This is a genomic window from Microcoleus sp. PH2017_05_CCC_O_A (genome assembly GCF_020738785.1).
Classification (GTDB): domain Bacteria; phylum Cyanobacteriota; class Cyanobacteriia; order Cyanobacteriales; family Microcoleaceae; genus Microcoleus.
Map to the genome: position 1 here is coordinate 1 of NZ_JAEQCB010000161.1, position 14985 is coordinate 14985.

The 14985-nt window shown below is 45.3% G+C and carries 16 protein-coding genes; 11 read left to right on the forward strand and 5 right to left on the reverse strand.

The window, feature by feature from the left end; translation table 11 throughout:
- The first annotated feature begins 493 nt into the window (after positions 1-493).
- Positions 494-1621, forward strand: coding sequence for a cobalt-precorrin-5B (C(1))-methyltransferase CbiD (cbiD, locus tag JGK20_RS27975; RefSeq protein ID WP_293232901.1), 1128 nt, complete (start codon positions 494-496; stop codon positions 1619-1621).
- Positions 1622-1956: 335 nt separating this feature from the next.
- A complete protein-coding gene (gene guaA / locus JGK20_RS27980) occupies positions 1957-3570 on the forward strand; it encodes a glutamine-hydrolyzing GMP synthase (RefSeq protein WP_325315854.1) in 1614 nt (537 codons plus the stop codon).
- A gap of 215 nt (positions 3571-3785) precedes the next feature.
- Here the strand turns inward: guaA and JGK20_RS27985 are convergent, their stop codons facing one another.
- From JGK20_RS27985 to JGK20_RS28005, 5 genes are all read right to left on the reverse strand, one after another.
- The gene (locus JGK20_RS27985; RefSeq protein ID WP_293208660.1) at positions 3786-4418 is read right to left on the reverse strand and encodes a hypothetical protein; all 633 of its coding nucleotides are present in this window, start codon (positions 4416-4418) and stop codon (positions 3786-3788) included.
- A 110-nt stretch (positions 4419-4528) separates the two neighbouring features.
- The gene (locus tag JGK20_RS27990) at positions 4529-5056 is read right to left on the reverse strand and encodes a hypothetical protein (protein WP_293186466.1); all 528 of its coding nucleotides are present in this window, start codon (positions 5054-5056) and stop codon (positions 4529-4531) included.
- 27 nt (positions 5057-5083) lie between these two features.
- Entirely contained in the window at positions 5084-5530 is a 447-nt protein-coding gene (locus JGK20_RS27995; protein WP_293193512.1) for a hypothetical protein, read from the reverse strand.
- The gene (mnmG, locus tag JGK20_RS28000; RefSeq protein ID WP_293208657.1) at positions 5527-7443 is read right to left on the reverse strand and encodes a tRNA uridine-5-carboxymethylaminomethyl(34) synthesis enzyme MnmG; all 1917 of its coding nucleotides are present in this window, start codon (positions 7441-7443) and stop codon (positions 5527-5529) included. The genes JGK20_RS27995 and mnmG overlap by 4 nt, the downstream gene beginning before the upstream one ends.
- Positions 7444-7498: 55 nt before the next feature.
- Positions 7499-7741, reverse strand: coding sequence for a hypothetical protein (locus tag JGK20_RS28005; protein WP_293186461.1), 243 nt, complete (start codon positions 7739-7741; stop codon positions 7499-7501).
- A 269-nt stretch (positions 7742-8010) separates the two neighbouring features.
- On the opposite strand from JGK20_RS28005, the gene JGK20_RS28010 reads away from it, so the two are divergent.
- The 9 genes from JGK20_RS28010 to JGK20_RS28050 all read left to right on the forward strand — a co-directional run bounded on the left by JGK20_RS28010 (position 8011) and on the right by JGK20_RS28050 (position 14625).
- The gene (locus JGK20_RS28010) at positions 8011-8346 is read left to right on the forward strand and encodes an NADH-quinone oxidoreductase subunit K (RefSeq protein ID WP_293198789.1); all 336 of its coding nucleotides are present in this window, start codon (positions 8011-8013) and stop codon (positions 8344-8346) included.
- 8 nt (positions 8347-8354) lie between these two features.
- The gene (locus JGK20_RS28015; protein WP_293210651.1) at positions 8355-9797 is read left to right on the forward strand and encodes a cation:proton antiporter; all 1443 of its coding nucleotides are present in this window, start codon (positions 8355-8357) and stop codon (positions 9795-9797) included.
- Between the two features lie 291 nt (positions 9798-10088).
- Entirely contained in the window at positions 10089-10472 is a 384-nt protein-coding gene (locus tag JGK20_RS28020; protein ID WP_293186457.1) for a Na+/H+ antiporter subunit E, read from the forward strand.
- On the forward strand, positions 10469-10720 hold the full coding sequence (locus tag JGK20_RS28025; protein ID WP_293143050.1) for a hypothetical protein: 252 nt from the start codon (positions 10469-10471) through the stop codon (positions 10718-10720). Before JGK20_RS28020 ends, JGK20_RS28025 begins: the two co-directional genes overlap by 4 nt.
- On the forward strand, positions 10717-11019 hold the full coding sequence (locus JGK20_RS28030; protein WP_293186455.1) for a monovalent cation/H(+) antiporter subunit G: 303 nt from the start codon (positions 10717-10719) through the stop codon (positions 11017-11019). Before JGK20_RS28025 ends, JGK20_RS28030 begins: the two co-directional genes overlap by 4 nt.
- Positions 11016-11477 carry a hydrogenase subunit MbhD domain-containing protein gene (locus JGK20_RS28035; protein ID WP_293232902.1) on the forward strand — a complete coding sequence of 154 codons (462 nt, stop codon included), beginning with the start codon at positions 11016-11018 and terminating at the stop codon, positions 11475-11477. The genes JGK20_RS28030 and JGK20_RS28035 overlap by 4 nt, the downstream gene beginning before the upstream one ends.
- Positions 11474-12136: a Na(+)/H(+) antiporter subunit B gene (locus tag JGK20_RS28040; RefSeq protein WP_293220615.1), complete on the forward strand. Its 663-nt coding sequence runs from the start codon at positions 11474-11476 to the stop codon at positions 12134-12136. The genes JGK20_RS28035 and JGK20_RS28040 overlap by 4 nt, the downstream gene beginning before the upstream one ends.
- Positions 12137-12286: 150 nt before the next feature.
- Positions 12287-12421, forward strand: coding sequence for a hypothetical protein (locus JGK20_RS28045; RefSeq protein ID WP_293232906.1), 135 nt, complete (start codon positions 12287-12289; stop codon positions 12419-12421).
- 305 nt (positions 12422-12726) lie between these two features.
- Positions 12727-14625, forward strand: coding sequence for a M48 family metallopeptidase (locus JGK20_RS28050; RefSeq protein WP_293232904.1), 1899 nt, complete (start codon positions 12727-12729; stop codon positions 14623-14625).
- Positions 14626-14985 lie beyond the last annotated feature (360 nt).

Sequence of the window (14985 nt, forward strand, 5' to 3'; positions counted from 1 at the left end):
TATTCCTGTAGTTTTAGGACTGTGGACTAAAATTACTAACGTAGATGTCTAACATTGACTACTTTTGGGTAGCTTTGTCCAGGTTTTTACGAGCGGTTGATGCGAGGAAAAAGGGTGCAAGGTATGTCGAAGATAGCCATAACCATCTTGTTTTTTGAACCTGTTTACAATATTTGTACTTGATTCCGGGAAGCGGTGTCTCAGTCTAAGCGCACTCGCGATTGATGCTCCCGATAGCTTTGGTTCACGAGATTCCGGGTTTTGTGAAGATACCGCCACGTGCGCGTAAGGCTTCGGTGTGGGTTGTTGACGATCGCACCTGAAAAAAAATGTTGCTTGCTTCAAGACAACAGGCAGGACAAAATTCTTGCTTGACAAAAATGAGGCTAACTGCTAATAATATCAAACCCTAGAATGAAGCTTAAGTGCTTGAGGGGTATCACTACCACACTGTGATGTCGATCGCCGACTAATTTAAGGATTTCTGCATTTTGTGACAAAAACTCAACCTTTATCCGGGTATACACTGCCAGTATTTGCCTGTGCGGCCGCACTTGCAGCTTTGCGGTGCTTGCGCGTAGGTACTCAGTCTGTAGGTAGCGTATCAGTAGATTTACTGGAACCGCCAATTACGGCAGAAATTGCGATCGAACAAGCATCTGTACTCAAAACTGGTACAGCTTTAGGCGTGACTCGCTCCGATCCGGGAGACAACCTCGATCTGACTCGCAATACACCCGTTTGGGCAATGGTGGAATTGCTCGGAGAGGCGGAGGGAGAGGGGGAGCAGATTGTGATTGTCGGGGGCGAGGGCATTGGACATCACAAAGTAGGTGGTGGAGCGGCAATCTATGATTACGCGATGCGACTGCTGCGATCGAATCTGAGCCGAGAACTCGCACCGGGAGAAAGAATTACTGTCACCCTAATTCTGCCGTCAGGGCGCCAACTCGCCACCCGCACTTCTAACGAAGCTTTCGGCGTCGTCGAAGGACTTTCGCTGCTGGGTACAACTGGCATTTCTCAACCCCTGAGTGCCCCCGGACAGTTGGAAATTTACCGCGAACAACTGCAACAAAAAGCCGAACTGTTTGACACTTTAGTCTTCTGCATCGGCGAAAATGGCTCCAATTTGGCGCGACAACTGGGCATCGATCCGCAGCGGCTGGTGAAAACGGCTAACTGGCTGGGCCCGCTCCTGGCAGAGGCTGGATGTCAGGGCGTGCGATCGATCTTGCTGTTTGGCTATCACGGCAAATTGATGAAATTGGCGGCGGGGATTTTTCACACTCACCACCACCTCGCTGACGGGCGCCGGGAAATTTTGACAGCTTTCTGTGCTAAAGCTGGAATGCCCGCTGCTGCGTGTTCTGCGATTTTTGCTGCGGCGACAGCCGAAGAGGCTCTCGGCCAACTGCGGGCTCTAGATGCGGCAACTGGCAGCCATTGGGTCGATCGAATTTACGGCGACATCGCCCGAGAAATCGACTTGCGATCGTCCGATTGCATTTTCACTCATACTAACCAGCGTATCCCCGTGGGTTCAGTGATGTTTGGGCGCGATCGCAAAATTATTGTTAAAAGTGACATAGGGGATACATTTCTGACCCAAATTTGTTAATGTAGTGTGAATATCCCTGAATTCTTTTTAAAAGAGCGATCGGGGATAATATTTAACAAGTAATAATTCTCAGTCCCTAGATCTTAATTATACTAGGTTGCTGCTTGACGCAATTTCTGATGCAAGAGTTCAATTAATTAGAGTAAATGTCGAAGTGAATCTATGCTTACCGCAAGCCCTATTAATCGAGTAACGTCGCTGAGAGCAATCTAGTACAAATAAGATTTATTTCTAGCGACTAACGGTCGCTCGCATCGATCAGTATTAGACTGAGGCGGCGACAAATACCTCCGCTACTTTCAGCCCAATTAGCAATTAGCAACTACGCAATTACCGTGACTACTCAAATAGAAACTGAATCCGACCTCACCAATTCTTCTCTGGGGCAAATAGACCGCCAGATGATCGTGATTCTCGACTTCGGTTCGCAATATTCCGAACTGATTGCTCGACGCATTCGCGAAACTCAAGTATATTCAGAAGTTATTTCTTACCGCACTACGGCAGAACAGTTAAAAGCTATCAATCCTAAAGGAATTATTCTTTCAGGAGGCCCGAGTTCTGTATACGATGAAAGAGCTCCCCAATGCGACCCGGAAATTTGGAATCTGGGAATACCAGTGTTGGGCGTCTGCTACGGGATGCAGTTGATGGTAAAACAACTCGGCGGGACTGTTGAGCGGGCTAAGTTGGCCGAATACGGCAAGGCATCGCTATTTATTGACGATCCGACGGATTTGCTCACAAATGTCGAAGAAGGCGCGACGATGTGGATGAGCCACGGAGACTCCTGTAGCGAGTTGCCGACTGGTTTTGAGATTCTCGCTCACACGAACAATACTCCGTCTGCTGTTGTTGCTCACCACGAGAAAAGTTTATACGGGGTGCAGTTTCATCCAGAAGTGGTTCACTCGATCGGCGGACAAGCTTTGATTCGCAATTTTGTTTACCATATTTGCGAGTGCGAACCGACTTGGACGACAGCTACTTTTGTTGAGGAAACTATTCGCGAAATTCGAGCCAGAGTGGGAGACCAACGAGTTTTGTTGGCTCTATCTGGCGGGGTTGATTCTTCAACATTGGCTTTTTTGCTGCACAAGGCGATCGGCGACCAACTTACGTGTATGTTTATCGACCAAGGGTTTATGCGGAAGTACGAACCGGAACGGTTGGTGAAATTGTTTCAAGATGAATTCCACATTCCGGTGCAGTACGTTCTAGCTCGCGATCGCTTTTTGGCTCAACTTGAAGGCGTTACCGATCCTGAAGTAAAACGCAAGCGGATCGGCCACGAATTTATCAGTGTATTTGAAGAAGAATCGAAGCGCCTCGGCCCCTTCGATTACCTCGCTCAAGGTACTCTTTACCCGGATGTAATTGAGTCGGCTGACACGAATGTAGATCCGAAAAGCGGCGAACGAGTTGCTGTTAAGATTAAAAGCCACCACAATGTGGGCGGATTACCTAAAGATTTGTGTTTTAAGCTGATCGAACCGCTACGAAAGTTGTTTAAGGATGAGGTGCGAAAAGTCGGTAGATCGATCGGGCTTCCCGAAGAAATCGTCAACCGACAACCTTTCCCGGGCCCGGGATTGGCGATTCGGATTACGGGAGAAGTTACCGCAGAGAGGCTGAATATTTTGCGGGATGCTGACTTCATCGTGCGCCAAGAAATCAACCGCCACGGATTGTACAACGAACTTTGGCAAGCTTTTGCAGTTTTGCTCCCGATTCGCAGTGTAGGCGTTATGGGCGATCAGCGCACCTATGCTTACCCAATTGTTCTGAGATTTATCAAAAGCGAAGATGGGATGACGGCTGACTGGGCGCGGGTTCCATACGATTTGTTGGAATTGATCTCGAACCGGATTGTGAATGAGGTTAAGGGCGTTAACCGGGTGGTTTACGATATTACTTCTAAGCCGCCTGGTACGATCGAGTGGGAATGATTGCTAGTTAGGGCGATCGAGTAAATCAGACGTAGGATGGAAATCGCGCCTACACAGACAAAACCCGCACTTTGTTTGTCTAAGGAACGAAAATTTAATAACTTACACAAAGAAAGTGGGATGGGCGTCCCGCCCGTCTTTTCTGGACGGGCGGGACGCCCATCCCACAATAATTAAAATTGTAAGTTATTTAATTCTCATTCCTAAGCGCGGTTTCAACCGCCGTCTGATATGTTCGCGTCAGCATCTAACATCAATTCGCACTGTTTAAATACGTAATTAACAGCCGCAAAAAGTCGATCGAGTTCTTGAATGGTGTAAAAAGTGCGGTTGCGAGTAAAGATATTAGCTTCTAATTTTCCAAACTGCCACCTGTCTCCGTTAGAAGCAATTCCAAATAGAGTTTGTGCGGGATTTTCATTCATTTTTTGAGCGGCAATCATTTCGGCGATGCACTGTCCCCAGCCAGCTTCAAAGTTATCTTGTTTCGCTTCAATCAAGACGAAATAAGGGCGATCGAAAACAATATTTCCTAAGGGAGATTTCTTAGCTAAGATATACTCTGGAAATCCGGTTAAATTTTGATCGTATATTAGAGCTTTATGACTCCATAAAATCAGCTTTTGTCGGTAGCATTTCCAAACTTCTTTGAGAAGTGGATAAATCAGATTTTCACAGATAGCAAATTCCGAACAGTCGGCGGCACCTTCTTCCATGACTATTTCTAAGTCTTCTCGAAAGTAGTCAGGAATATTGAATTCGGTTTCAATTATAAAGTTGGACTGAGTGTAGGTAATTTGAAATTCTTTGAGGACTGCATCAATAGTTTTGTAAGCACTGAAGGGCATAGTTATTTCCTGTGAAAACTATTAAAATTTGGTCAACAACGGTTGTATTTTCATCGTCACAAAACCTAATCTCGAAGTTGGTTAATTCATTAGACATCAATATAACAAAGTTAACCCACAACCAGAAGCTCATTCAGCTTATTTTTTAAGTCGGGAGATGCCATTAATGGATTATAGACTTCCCCCTCGTAGGGTTGCCAAACATAACTAGAACTAAATGGTCGAAAAACTGGTAAGGTTTCTCGCCCCTGAATAAGTTCTTTTGCTAAAACTAATCCGGGAAGAGATAAGTTTGACAAATCCTCAATCAATTCACTGTAAGTTCTAAATTCATCAACTTCAACACCAACCAAAGCATAGCGAAACGATGGAGCAAACCGTAGAGTGTGATACAGTAAAATCCCTAACTCTGTCATTATATAAGCACTTTCAGGGCTATCTATTCCCACTTGACTAATATTATTTGGATAAACTCGACACCACCAGTTTTGATCGATATCTTGAAAAGTGTCTGTGCGACACAGGCATTGGCGATCGTTTGAGAGTAGCCATTCTATTTTCTCAAAGTGTTGAGCAAATTTATTAACATTGCTTTCATCTGAGCCACATTCTGCCGATAAACTGAATATCCATGCCATTGTTATAGACTCCTATGATATATGAGATTAATCAACTCTTTCCCAATCATTTTGGGTGTTTGCCAATGCGGCATCGTACATTTCCAGAGACATTGTAGCTCTTGGCAAGATGCTAACGTGCGTCGGGCTATCTTGGACAGCCTGCAAATCTCCAATAATTTTTATGTCATCAATTTGCCATAGAGAGTCTTTTCCAGTCCCACCAAATTTTGTAGGTCTGCGAAATGCTGGTAAACTTTCAATTGAAATGGAAACCGACATTCCCTTTGTATTCCTGACAGCAACAGCAACCAACTCTCCTCGAAACTCACGTTCTAACTCTGCTAACAAATAGCCTTGCTCATTCAGATAACCTGTGGGCATTTGCTCAATATCTATGTCAATACCAGGTCTTACCCCTAGTAATCTAGCACTGCGACCTATTTTCGGCTTACCATTTTGCTCTGCCATGCCACGATAGTAAAGTTTATTCATTTTCCCACAGCAGCCGGCTGTTTGCGGTTGCGGACTTCCAGATAAATCAACAAAGCATTAACATCAGCCGGATTTACCCCGCCAATTCTCGTCGCTTGGCCAATAGTCAAGGGTCTAATTTTAGTCAACTTCTCCCGCGACTCCTTCGAGAGAGTTGTAATTGCCATATAATCCAAATCCGCAGGTAATTGGCGGCGTTCGTGTTTGGCAATGTCATCGATTTGATTTTGCTGTCTTTGCAAATAACCGGAGTATTTGAGTTCGATTTCTGCACCATCTTTCTCAGCTAGTTTTAGACTGGAATTGCCTAAGTTGTAGCGTTCTAAATCGACGTAGTGAAAACCGGGACGGCGCAGCAAATCAGCCAGAGTTATTGAACCTTTAATCACTTGTTGAGTGTCAGCAAAAATTGCTTTGCCAACCTCTTCGTGTTCTTTGACGCGAGTTGAGTACAAACGGGCTTTTTCCGCGACAATATTAGCTTGTTTGCGATCGAATAACTCCCAGCGCCGATCGCCAATTAAGCCAATTTCCCGTCCAAGCGGGGTCAAGCGTTGGTCGGCGTTGTCCGATCGCAACAACAGCCGATATTCCGATCGCGAAGTCAACATCCGGTAAGGTTCCCGCAAATCCTTCGTACACAAATCGTCAATCAAAGTGCCGATATAACTTTGCTCGCGGGCAAACACAATCATCTCCTGATTCTTCGCAAACCTAGCCGCATTAATACCTGCGACAATCCCCTGTGCAGCCGCCTCCTCATATCCCGTCGTACCGTTCACCTGTCCCGCGCAAAACAGCCCTTCAATCTTCTTAGTCATCAGAGTCGGAAAGCACTGAGTTGCAGGCAAATAATCGTACTCCACAGCATAAGCAGGGCGCATCATCTCGCACTTTTCCAAACCTGGAAGAGTCCGCAGCATTTGCAATTGCAAACTTTCCGGCAAACCAGTCGAAAATCCTTGGATATAAAGTTCAGGAATATCCCTACCTTCCGGTTCAATAAAAATCTGGTGGCTTTCCTTATCTGCAAAGCGCACGATTTTATCTTCAATACTCGGACAATAGCGCGGGCCTTTCGCATCAACCCAACCGCCGTAAACTGGAGAAAGGTGCAAGTTGTCTCTAATTAACTGGTGAGTTTCGGGCGTGGTTCGAGTTAAATAGCAGGGCATTTGTTCGCGTTCCACCCAGACTTCTGGATCGAAACTAAACCAGCGAACATCTGCATCTCCCGGCTGCGGTTCCAGGTTTGTGTAATCGAGAGTGCGTTTGTCAACTCTTGCCGGAGTTCCTGTTTTTAACCGTCCGGTTTCAAAGCCCAAACGGTTGAGAGTTTCTGTCAAACCTACGGCTGCAAATTCTCCGGCACGTCCGGCCGGCATCGACTTGTTGCCAACCCAAATTGTGCCACCTAAAAAAGTTCCTGTGGTGAGAATTACGGCTTTGCATCCAAAGCCGACGCCGAAGTAGGTTTCAACGCCGATGACTTCTTCATTTTTGCCCAAAACTAAGTCTGTAACCATCGCTTCGCGGATGGTCAAATTCTCTTGATTTTCGACAATATTATTCATGACAGCGGCGTATTCCCGCTTGTCTGTCTGGGCTCTTAGCGCCCAAACTGCGGGGCCTCTCGAAGCGTTGAGGACGCGCTTTTGTAGATAAGTGCGATCGGCCATTTTGCCGATTTCTCCACCTAGGGCATCGACTTCGTTGGTAAGTTGAGTTTTAGCGGGGCCGCCGACGGCTGGGTTGCAGGGTTGCCACGCAATTTTGTCGAGGTTGAGGGTGAGTAAAAGCGTGCGGCATCCGAGGCGAGATGTGGCGAGGGCGGCTTCGCAGCCGGAGTGTCCGCCACCTACTACGATGATGTCGAAACTGTCTTGGAATTGTACGGGGGTTTGTGCGGTCATGGTCTGCATTTGAGCGGCAAGGACTCGTACTTTATTTTAGCAGTAATTTGGATAATTAGGTAAGTATAAAAAGACCATAATATTTGGCAAATAATTGGTGAACGGGCGACAATTCCACCGACAAAAAACAAATCAAAAAAATATTTTTTTGTGGAACAGGCATCTTGCCTGTTCCGCAGCCGGGGATAATTTCACCCCAGAATAAATCAAAAAAATCCTTTTTTTGTGGAACGGGCATCTTGCCAGTTCCGAAGCGGGCTCCACTCAGCGCATCACTTTGAATAGAAATATCATTCATTGTACTCCCATTCCAGTGTATCGGGCGTGCGATCGCCCGATCGCCTTGCACGCGCGATCGCGATCGCCCCAGTTACACTCTGTACTCCCATTTAAAATCAGTACCAAAAATTAACATAACTTTACGATAGCTTCCCAACCTCGATCGCATTACTTGCCAAGTCAATCTAAAATCCCAAATCTAAAATCTAAAATCGATCGACTCGCCCTACATTAGTAGCACCCAAGTAATGTATCATTGTCACCAAACCTTAAGCAACAAAAATTTCCGTGTTAGAAGCCTTCGTATTTGCCACAGTATTGTGCGGATTTTTTGGTATCATCCTTAAAAAGAACCTGGTGATGAAGATCGTCTCTATGGACGTAATGAGCACCGGTGTAATTGCCTATTATGTCGTGGTTGCATCCCTCAATGGCTTGTTCACGCCAATTATGGGAGATGTCAAAAATAGAGCTTTCGCCGATCCAGTCCCCCAGGGAATCATCTTAACTGCGATCGTCATCGGCTTTTCGATTCAAGCCCTGATGCTGGTAGGTGTGATGAAGCTAGCACGGGATAATCCCACATTGGAAACCAGCGAGATCGAGAAAAATAACACGCCGTAAACCCATCCATGAATATTATTACGATCGCTTGGCTGACCATACCATTTTTTATCGGGTTCGTCATTTATCTACTTCCCAAGCTTGACAAATATCTCGCATTAGCAGTCACCTTTGTTTCAGCAGGCTACGCGCTACAACTATTTCTCGAAAAGTCGCCCCTCCAACTAAAATTACTAGATAATTTCGGCGTTCAAGTAGTTGCCGATCAGTTGGCCGCCTACTTTATCTTGACAAATGCCCTAGTAACTGCTGCGGTGATTTTTTACTGTTGGCACAGTGGTAAATCAGCCTTCTTTTACTCCCAGATGATTATTCTGCATGGCAGTATAAATGCTACCTTTATCTGTGCAGATTTTGTCAGTTTATACGTCGCCCTAGAAGTCAGCGGGATTGCAGCTTTTCTGTTAATTGCCTATCCTCGCACCGATCGCTCTTTATGGGTAGCCCTGCGCTATCTGTTTATCAGCAACACCGCCATGCTATTTTACCTCGTGGGCGCGGTGCTAGTCTATCAAAAACATAATTCCTTTGTTTTTGACGGTTTAAAAGGTGCGCCACCAGAAGCTTTAGCCCTAATTTTTCTGGGATTATTGCTCAAAGGCGGGATTTTTGTATCGGGATTCTGGCTGCCACTAACTCACTCAGAATCAGAAACCCCAGTTTCAGCATTACTCTCAGGAATAGTCATCAAAGCTAGTATCTTACCTTTGTTGCGCTGTGCTTTGGTTTCCGACGATCTCGGTACTATCGTCAGAATATTTGGCGTGGCGACAGCTTTAATGGGAGTATCCTATGCCATCTTTGAAAAAGATACAAAACGGATGCTAGCGTTCAGCACAATTGCCCAGTTAGGCTTTATTCTAGCAGCACCGGAAGTCGGTGGTTTTTATGCGCTGACTCACGGTTTAGTTAAATCAAGCCTCTTCTTAATTGCCGGTTCCTTACCAAGTCGCAACTTCAAAGAACTGCAATCTAAGGCGATCGATCCAAAAATTTGGATAGCCTTAGTAATCGCCAGTCTCTCCATTTCCGGCTTTCCTTTGTTGGCAGGATTTGGGGCAAAAGTGTTGACCTTGAAAAGTGTAGCACCTTGGCAGGCGATCCCTATGAATATTGCGGCCGTAGGTACAGCTATAACCTTCGCCAAATTAATCTTTATCCCGCGCGGCGAGAAACAAGAAGTCAAGCCGGGTTTGTGGCCAGCAGTCATCCTCTTAATTGGCGGGCTAATTATCGCAAATGTGGTGTACTTAGATGCTTATAGCATTGAAAGTATCATCAAAGCAGTGGGGACGATCGCGATCGGGTGGCTGATTTATGTTTTAATTATCAAACGGTTAGCGATCGCCCTGCCGCGTGCAGCCGAGCAATTCGATCATCTGGTAGGTGTGATGACTCTAACCTTGATCGCACTCTTTTGGATGGCATTAGCGACAGGAACCCACACTTAAATAATCCAAATTGCGATCGGATGCACCTCAGTTTGGTAAATATGTGTGTAGGGGCGAAGCATGACCGCAGTAAATATGAGATTATCAGTAATAGCTTATATGCGGTCATGCTTCGCCCTCTTCAAAAACCAGATGCAGCCTTGCGATCGCTCGCAGTAAGGGTATGCAAGAGATATCTAGTAAAAGTAGAAAGTATCTTGTAATTATCTGTGTTTATCTCTGTTTATCTGTCTGACATCTGCGGTTGTTGCACATCAAAGATTTATGCAAGAAGTCTAAGAAGGAAAAAAGATGATTGGAAGTTTGATATTGCGATTGACAATTTGGTTTTTGCTTACAGCCGATTTCACCGTGCCAAATATCATCATTGGTATAGCGATCGCATTTCTCCTACCCCGCGGCAATACATCCCCGGAAAGGATCAAGGAATGGCTAAGTATGCTCAAAAAAATCCTGATTGCGATTCCGGTAGCATACATTGAGGCCTTTGAAATTATCATTCGTCCCCATAACGGAGAAGACATGATTTTGGAACGGGCAAAAATGAAAAGATCGCCGATCATGATATTTTTGGATGTATTCCTAATCACGTTTACGCCCAAAACAATTGTGGTGAGACACAACCAAGAAGGCTGCTACGAAGTTCACCGGGTTTTCCCGATTAAAAAACCATGAATTTGCTCTTAATTGCGATGATTGCAGCCATGCTCATCCCCATGTACGAGGCATTGACGGATGATGATATTTGGCAGAAAATGTTAGCCTTGGGCAGTATTTCCACCAAGGCAGGAATTATGACTTTGTTCATCTCTGTCTTGCGGGACGATTGGATGATTGGCGCTGTAGGGGCGATAATCCTGACTGTGGGAAATGCGGGATTAATGCTGTTAGCACACATAATAAAACGAATGGATGATTTATGATTGATGTGGTGAGTTATGTATTTTTTGGTGTAGGAATATTCTTCTGGTTTTGGGGAACTTCTCACCTAGTCGGCAAGCGATCGGTATTATTTAAGTTACACAGTCTTTCGGTTGCCGATACCTTGGGTTCGATCCTAATCGTTGTCGGGCTGCTGATCAAAATACCTAGTAGATGGCCGCTGCTAACTTTAGCAATTATTTCCTTGGCAATCTGGAATACAATGCTGGGATATGTGTTTGCACACTGTTCGAGTGAAGAGGCAGAAAATCAGAAGGAGTTTCCAACAGAGACATTATGAATGATGATAGCTATATCTATATCTTAACTGCGCTGTTGCCCTTGGCTGCTTGTATGGTAGTAGTTCAGGCTAATCCCTACCATGCCCTAGTCATTCGCGGCATATTAGGTGCGATCGCAGCATTGGTATATTCAGTGTTTGGGGCGGCGGATGTGGCTTTGACGGAAGCCTTGATGGGTACGATGTTGGCAATAACCCTGTATGCGGTGGCAGTGCGATCGTCCTTGGTGATGCGTTTGGGCGTGTTGGAAGAGGAGAAAGTCGAGTCGGAGGGCGATGTTTTGAAGGTGGAGTTGACTGTAGAGAGTCCCCGCGATTTTAACTCATTGATGAAGGATTTTCGGCGGATTTTTAGCAAGTATTATCTCCGCATTGAGGTAGTACCTTTCACCATTTCATCAGTAAATACCAGTCTGACTTACAAAAATGCTACGGATTTAGCGGAGGATTATCAATGAAATGGGTTTACATTGCGGCGGGGATAGTGCTTTACATTAAAATGCTATTTTTTGCCAATCCAACATCAGGTTTATCAGGTTTGGCGATCGTAGAACTGCTTGTCAAAGATAGCGGGATTCCGAATGTCGTATCGGCGATTATTTTCCGCAATCGCCTTTATGACACGATTTTTGAAGTAGTGGTATTTACGATCGCCATTATGGGCGCTAATTTTCTGTTAGCCACGGAAAGACCATCCTGCACAATTTATCAGTTTACCGATCAACCTTCAATTGTGTTAGCCCGTTTGGGAGCGACTATTGCGGCTTTGGTGAGTATTGAATTGTCACTGCGGGGACATTTGACTCCGGGAGGCGGTTTTGCGGCGGGTGTTGCGGGGGGAACTGCGATCGGTTTGGTGGCGATTACTTCGTCATCGGAGTGGATGCAGCGGATTTATGATCGATCGCACGCGGCGACTTGGGAGAAGATTTCGGTATTGGTTTTTGTGGTGTTGTCTGCGATAACTTTGTGTGGGTACGAGTTGCCGCACGGACAGTTTGGGGCTTTGGTGAGTGGTGGTGTAGTGCCTTTACTGAATATTTTGGTGGCGATCAAGGTTGCTTTGGGTTCGTGGGCGGTGGTGTTGATTTTTATTCGCTATCGCGGTTTGTTGTGATGGATTTTTAGGGGATGTTGATGAGATTCTCATTCAACGATATAAGTCGCTACAAATTCCCGCGTAACAATTGTTGAAAAGACTCAGCTACTGTTGTCTGCACCCGTCACTCTATTTCGTTAACAGCAATCGTTGAAACCAGGTAAAACGATGATAGTCCGACAACCCCGCTACAGCAAAGAAGAATTTGTCAAGGCGGGCGATCGGATTTATGAATCTCAAGTCAAGCCTCAAGTCGAGACAGGCGATCGCGGTAAGATAGTGGCGATCGACATTGAGACATGAGCTTTGGCGCGATCGCCCTATATAAAAAGAGCGATCGCAACTTCCCAATTCATCTCGCGGACAACTCCCATCAATTTTTGTAAACACTGCCCGACCATCCAAAAAAATTGAATTAGGATGGGTGGGAATAATAATTCATCTTGACTTAAACAGCATTTACAGCATTGAGTTTAACCTATAAAGGTTATTGGTTGGCATCGACGAGTTATTAGCGCTGGTTATGCAAAACCAGAAACATCGAGTCCATCATACTTTTGTGCAATTAATGCAATTGGCCATCAGCACATATAAAACAACTGTTTCCTATGGCAATCAATCAGAAAGAATTTGATAAATTAGTCAAAAATTTGGAAGAATTCTCGCAGCGTCATCCGGGAAGTTACCGCTTGCGAGTAGCCCTGTTTGCCGTATTAGGTTATGCCTACATCTTTTTAATACTTGCTGGATTATTCGCACTGATCGGGCTGTTAGTCTTTGTGATGATGTTTAGCCATCACATCAATGGTTACATCATTAAGTTTGGCATTTTGTTACTGATTCCGGCATGGGCAATTGTGCGATCGCTCTGGGTAACTTTCCCCCATCCTCAAGGATTGAAACTGAGTCGCGATCGAGTTCCTCACTTATTCGGCCTGGTAGACGAATTGACCGCTAAACTTGAGGCTCCCCGATTCCACAACATCTTGTTGAATCGAGAATTCAATGCAGCAGTCGTTCAAGTTCCGCGGCTCGGTATCTTTGGCTGGCAAAAAAACTACTTGCTTCTAGGACTTCCCCTGATGCAGTCCTTGTCTTTGGAACAATTTAAAGCCGTTCTGGCACACGAATTAGGACATCTCTCGGGCAATCATTCTCGCTTCGCGGCATGGATTTATCGAATTCGCAAAACCTGGTTGCAGATTTACGAACGGTTATACCAGAGCGACCAACATGGAGCATCAAAGTTGTTTAATAGCTTCCTAGAATGGTATTGGCCTTCCTTTAATGCCTACTCTTTTACCCTAGCACGGATGGATGAGTACGAAGCCGATCGCTGTGCAGCCCAACTCGCTGGAGTACGCCATGCGGCTGAGGCGCTAATTAATGTAAAAATCAAAGCCCGTTTTCTAGAAAGTTCCTTTTGGTTAGATATCCACAAGCAGGTTGCAGATCGGGTCGATCCGCCGGACAATGCTTATTCTTCTATGTTAACTTTCCTGCACGGTGCGATCGCAGAAGCACAGACCAATCTATGGCTAGAGCAGGCTCTGGCAGAAAAGACCGATAATGCAGACACCCATCCCTGTCTGAGCGATCGACTCAAATCCCTAGGTTATCTGAGGACTCGATCGCCAAAATTGCTTCAGTCAGTAACCATACAAACCAGTGCAGCAGAACATCTTCTCGGAAACAGCTTAGAACAGTTTGCTACCCAGTTCGATCGCGATTGGAAAGAAGCAGCATCAACACCTTGGCGGCAGCAGTATGCTTACCTCCAAGAAATCCAAAGTAAACTGCAAGCTTTAGAGCAAAAAGCACAAGTGCAAACACTGGATGAACGAGAAGCATGGGAACGAGCCCATTACACATTAGAAGTGCGAGGTGGTGAAGCAGCAATTCCCTTGTTGCAAGATGTCTTAAAAACTCACCCCGATTGTGCAGAAGCCAACTATAGCCTCGGGCAGATCTTACTGCAAAAGGACGATCTAGCAGGTATTGCTTGCCTGGAAAAGGCTATGACACAAAGGATAGATTGGGTAATAGACGGGTGCCAGCTAATTTACTGTTTTTTCTGGCAACGAGGTCAAACTGACAAAGCAGACAAATATCGCGATCGAGCCGAGAAGCATTCTCAGTTGATGCTCAAAGCTCAACAGGAAAGAGCTAGCGTGAGCGATCGCGACCAACTCAAACCTCATACTCTGAAACCATCAGAAGTAGATGAACTCAAACAACAGTTGGCTCCCTACTCACAGGTTCAAGAAGCTTATTTGGTAGAGAAAGTTATCACCTACTTTCCCGAAAAACCTTTCTGTATCCTAGGAATCGTTCGCAAACGAGGTTTGATAGAAAGTGAGAATGCGGATCAAAATGTGGCCGAGCTGCTGGCTAAAAGTTTGCAGTTTCCTGGTCAAGCTTATGTCATCATTTTGAATCACAGTAGTTCCGGCAATTTGCAAAAAAAGATGTCCGTGGTGGAAGGGTCTTTAATCCTGAAACGTTAGTGCTATCAGTTTTCAACATTGAAGCTCACTTTATGCGCTACAACCAACCCCATATACCGCTGCATCCAAGTTCTATCGTTTACCCAGTAGACCTTCCTCCGGAATAGTTAGGGTATAATCTATAGCGGTTATCAGAAAGATTCGCGGACGTTGTTGGGAAGAAGGCCCTATACGTCTGGGTGGTTTATAAGCTGTCAATTATACCTCATCTTTTTGAGAAAGGCTATACCTAATTATAGATGTAAGTTTTGGGTAAAATGCTAGGCGTTGCTGAATCAAGATATGAATGCCCCAGGAATGGGAATATCATCAAATTTCAAGTAATGTATTAATAATTTAATAGAATGCTTGAGCATTTCC

Bases quoted from the DNA above. Each gene is read 5' to 3' on its own strand.
- JGK20_RS27985 (WP_293208660.1), bottom strand. From the start codon at position 4,418: ATGCCCTTCAGTGCTTACAAAACTATTGATGCAGTCCTCAAAGAATTT.
- JGK20_RS27990 (WP_293186466.1), bottom strand. From the start codon at position 5,056: ATGGCATGGATATTCAGTTTATCGGCAGAATGTGGCTCAGATGAAAGC.
- JGK20_RS27995 (WP_293193512.1), bottom strand. From the start codon at position 5,530: ATGAATAAACTTTACTATCGTGGCATGGCAGAGCAAAATGGTAAGCCG.
- mnmG (WP_293208657.1), bottom strand. From the start codon at position 7,443: ATGACCGCACAAACCCCCGTACAATTCCAAGACAGTTTCGACATCATC.
- JGK20_RS28005 (WP_293186461.1), bottom strand. From the start codon at position 7,741: ATGAATGATATTTCTATTCAAAGTGATGCGCTGAGTGGAGCCCGCTTC.
- JGK20_RS28015 (WP_293210651.1), top strand. From the start codon at position 8,355: ATGAATATTATTACGATCGCTTGGCTGACCATACCATTTTTTATCGGG.
- JGK20_RS28020 (WP_293186457.1), top strand. From the start codon at position 10,089: ATGATTGGAAGTTTGATATTGCGATTGACAATTTGGTTTTTGCTTACA.
- JGK20_RS28025 (WP_293143050.1), top strand. From the start codon at position 10,469: ATGAATTTGCTCTTAATTGCGATGATTGCAGCCATGCTCATCCCCATG.
- JGK20_RS28030 (WP_293186455.1), top strand. From the start codon at position 10,717: ATGATTGATGTGGTGAGTTATGTATTTTTTGGTGTAGGAATATTCTTC.
- JGK20_RS28035 (WP_293232902.1), top strand. From the start codon at position 11,016: ATGAATGATGATAGCTATATCTATATCTTAACTGCGCTGTTGCCCTTG.
- JGK20_RS28040 (WP_293220615.1), top strand. From the start codon at position 11,474: ATGAAATGGGTTTACATTGCGGCGGGGATAGTGCTTTACATTAAAATG.
- JGK20_RS28045 (WP_293232906.1), top strand. From the start codon at position 12,287: ATGATAGTCCGACAACCCCGCTACAGCAAAGAAGAATTTGTCAAGGCG.
- JGK20_RS28050 (WP_293232904.1), top strand. From the start codon at position 12,727: ATGGCAATCAATCAGAAAGAATTTGATAAATTAGTCAAAAATTTGGAA.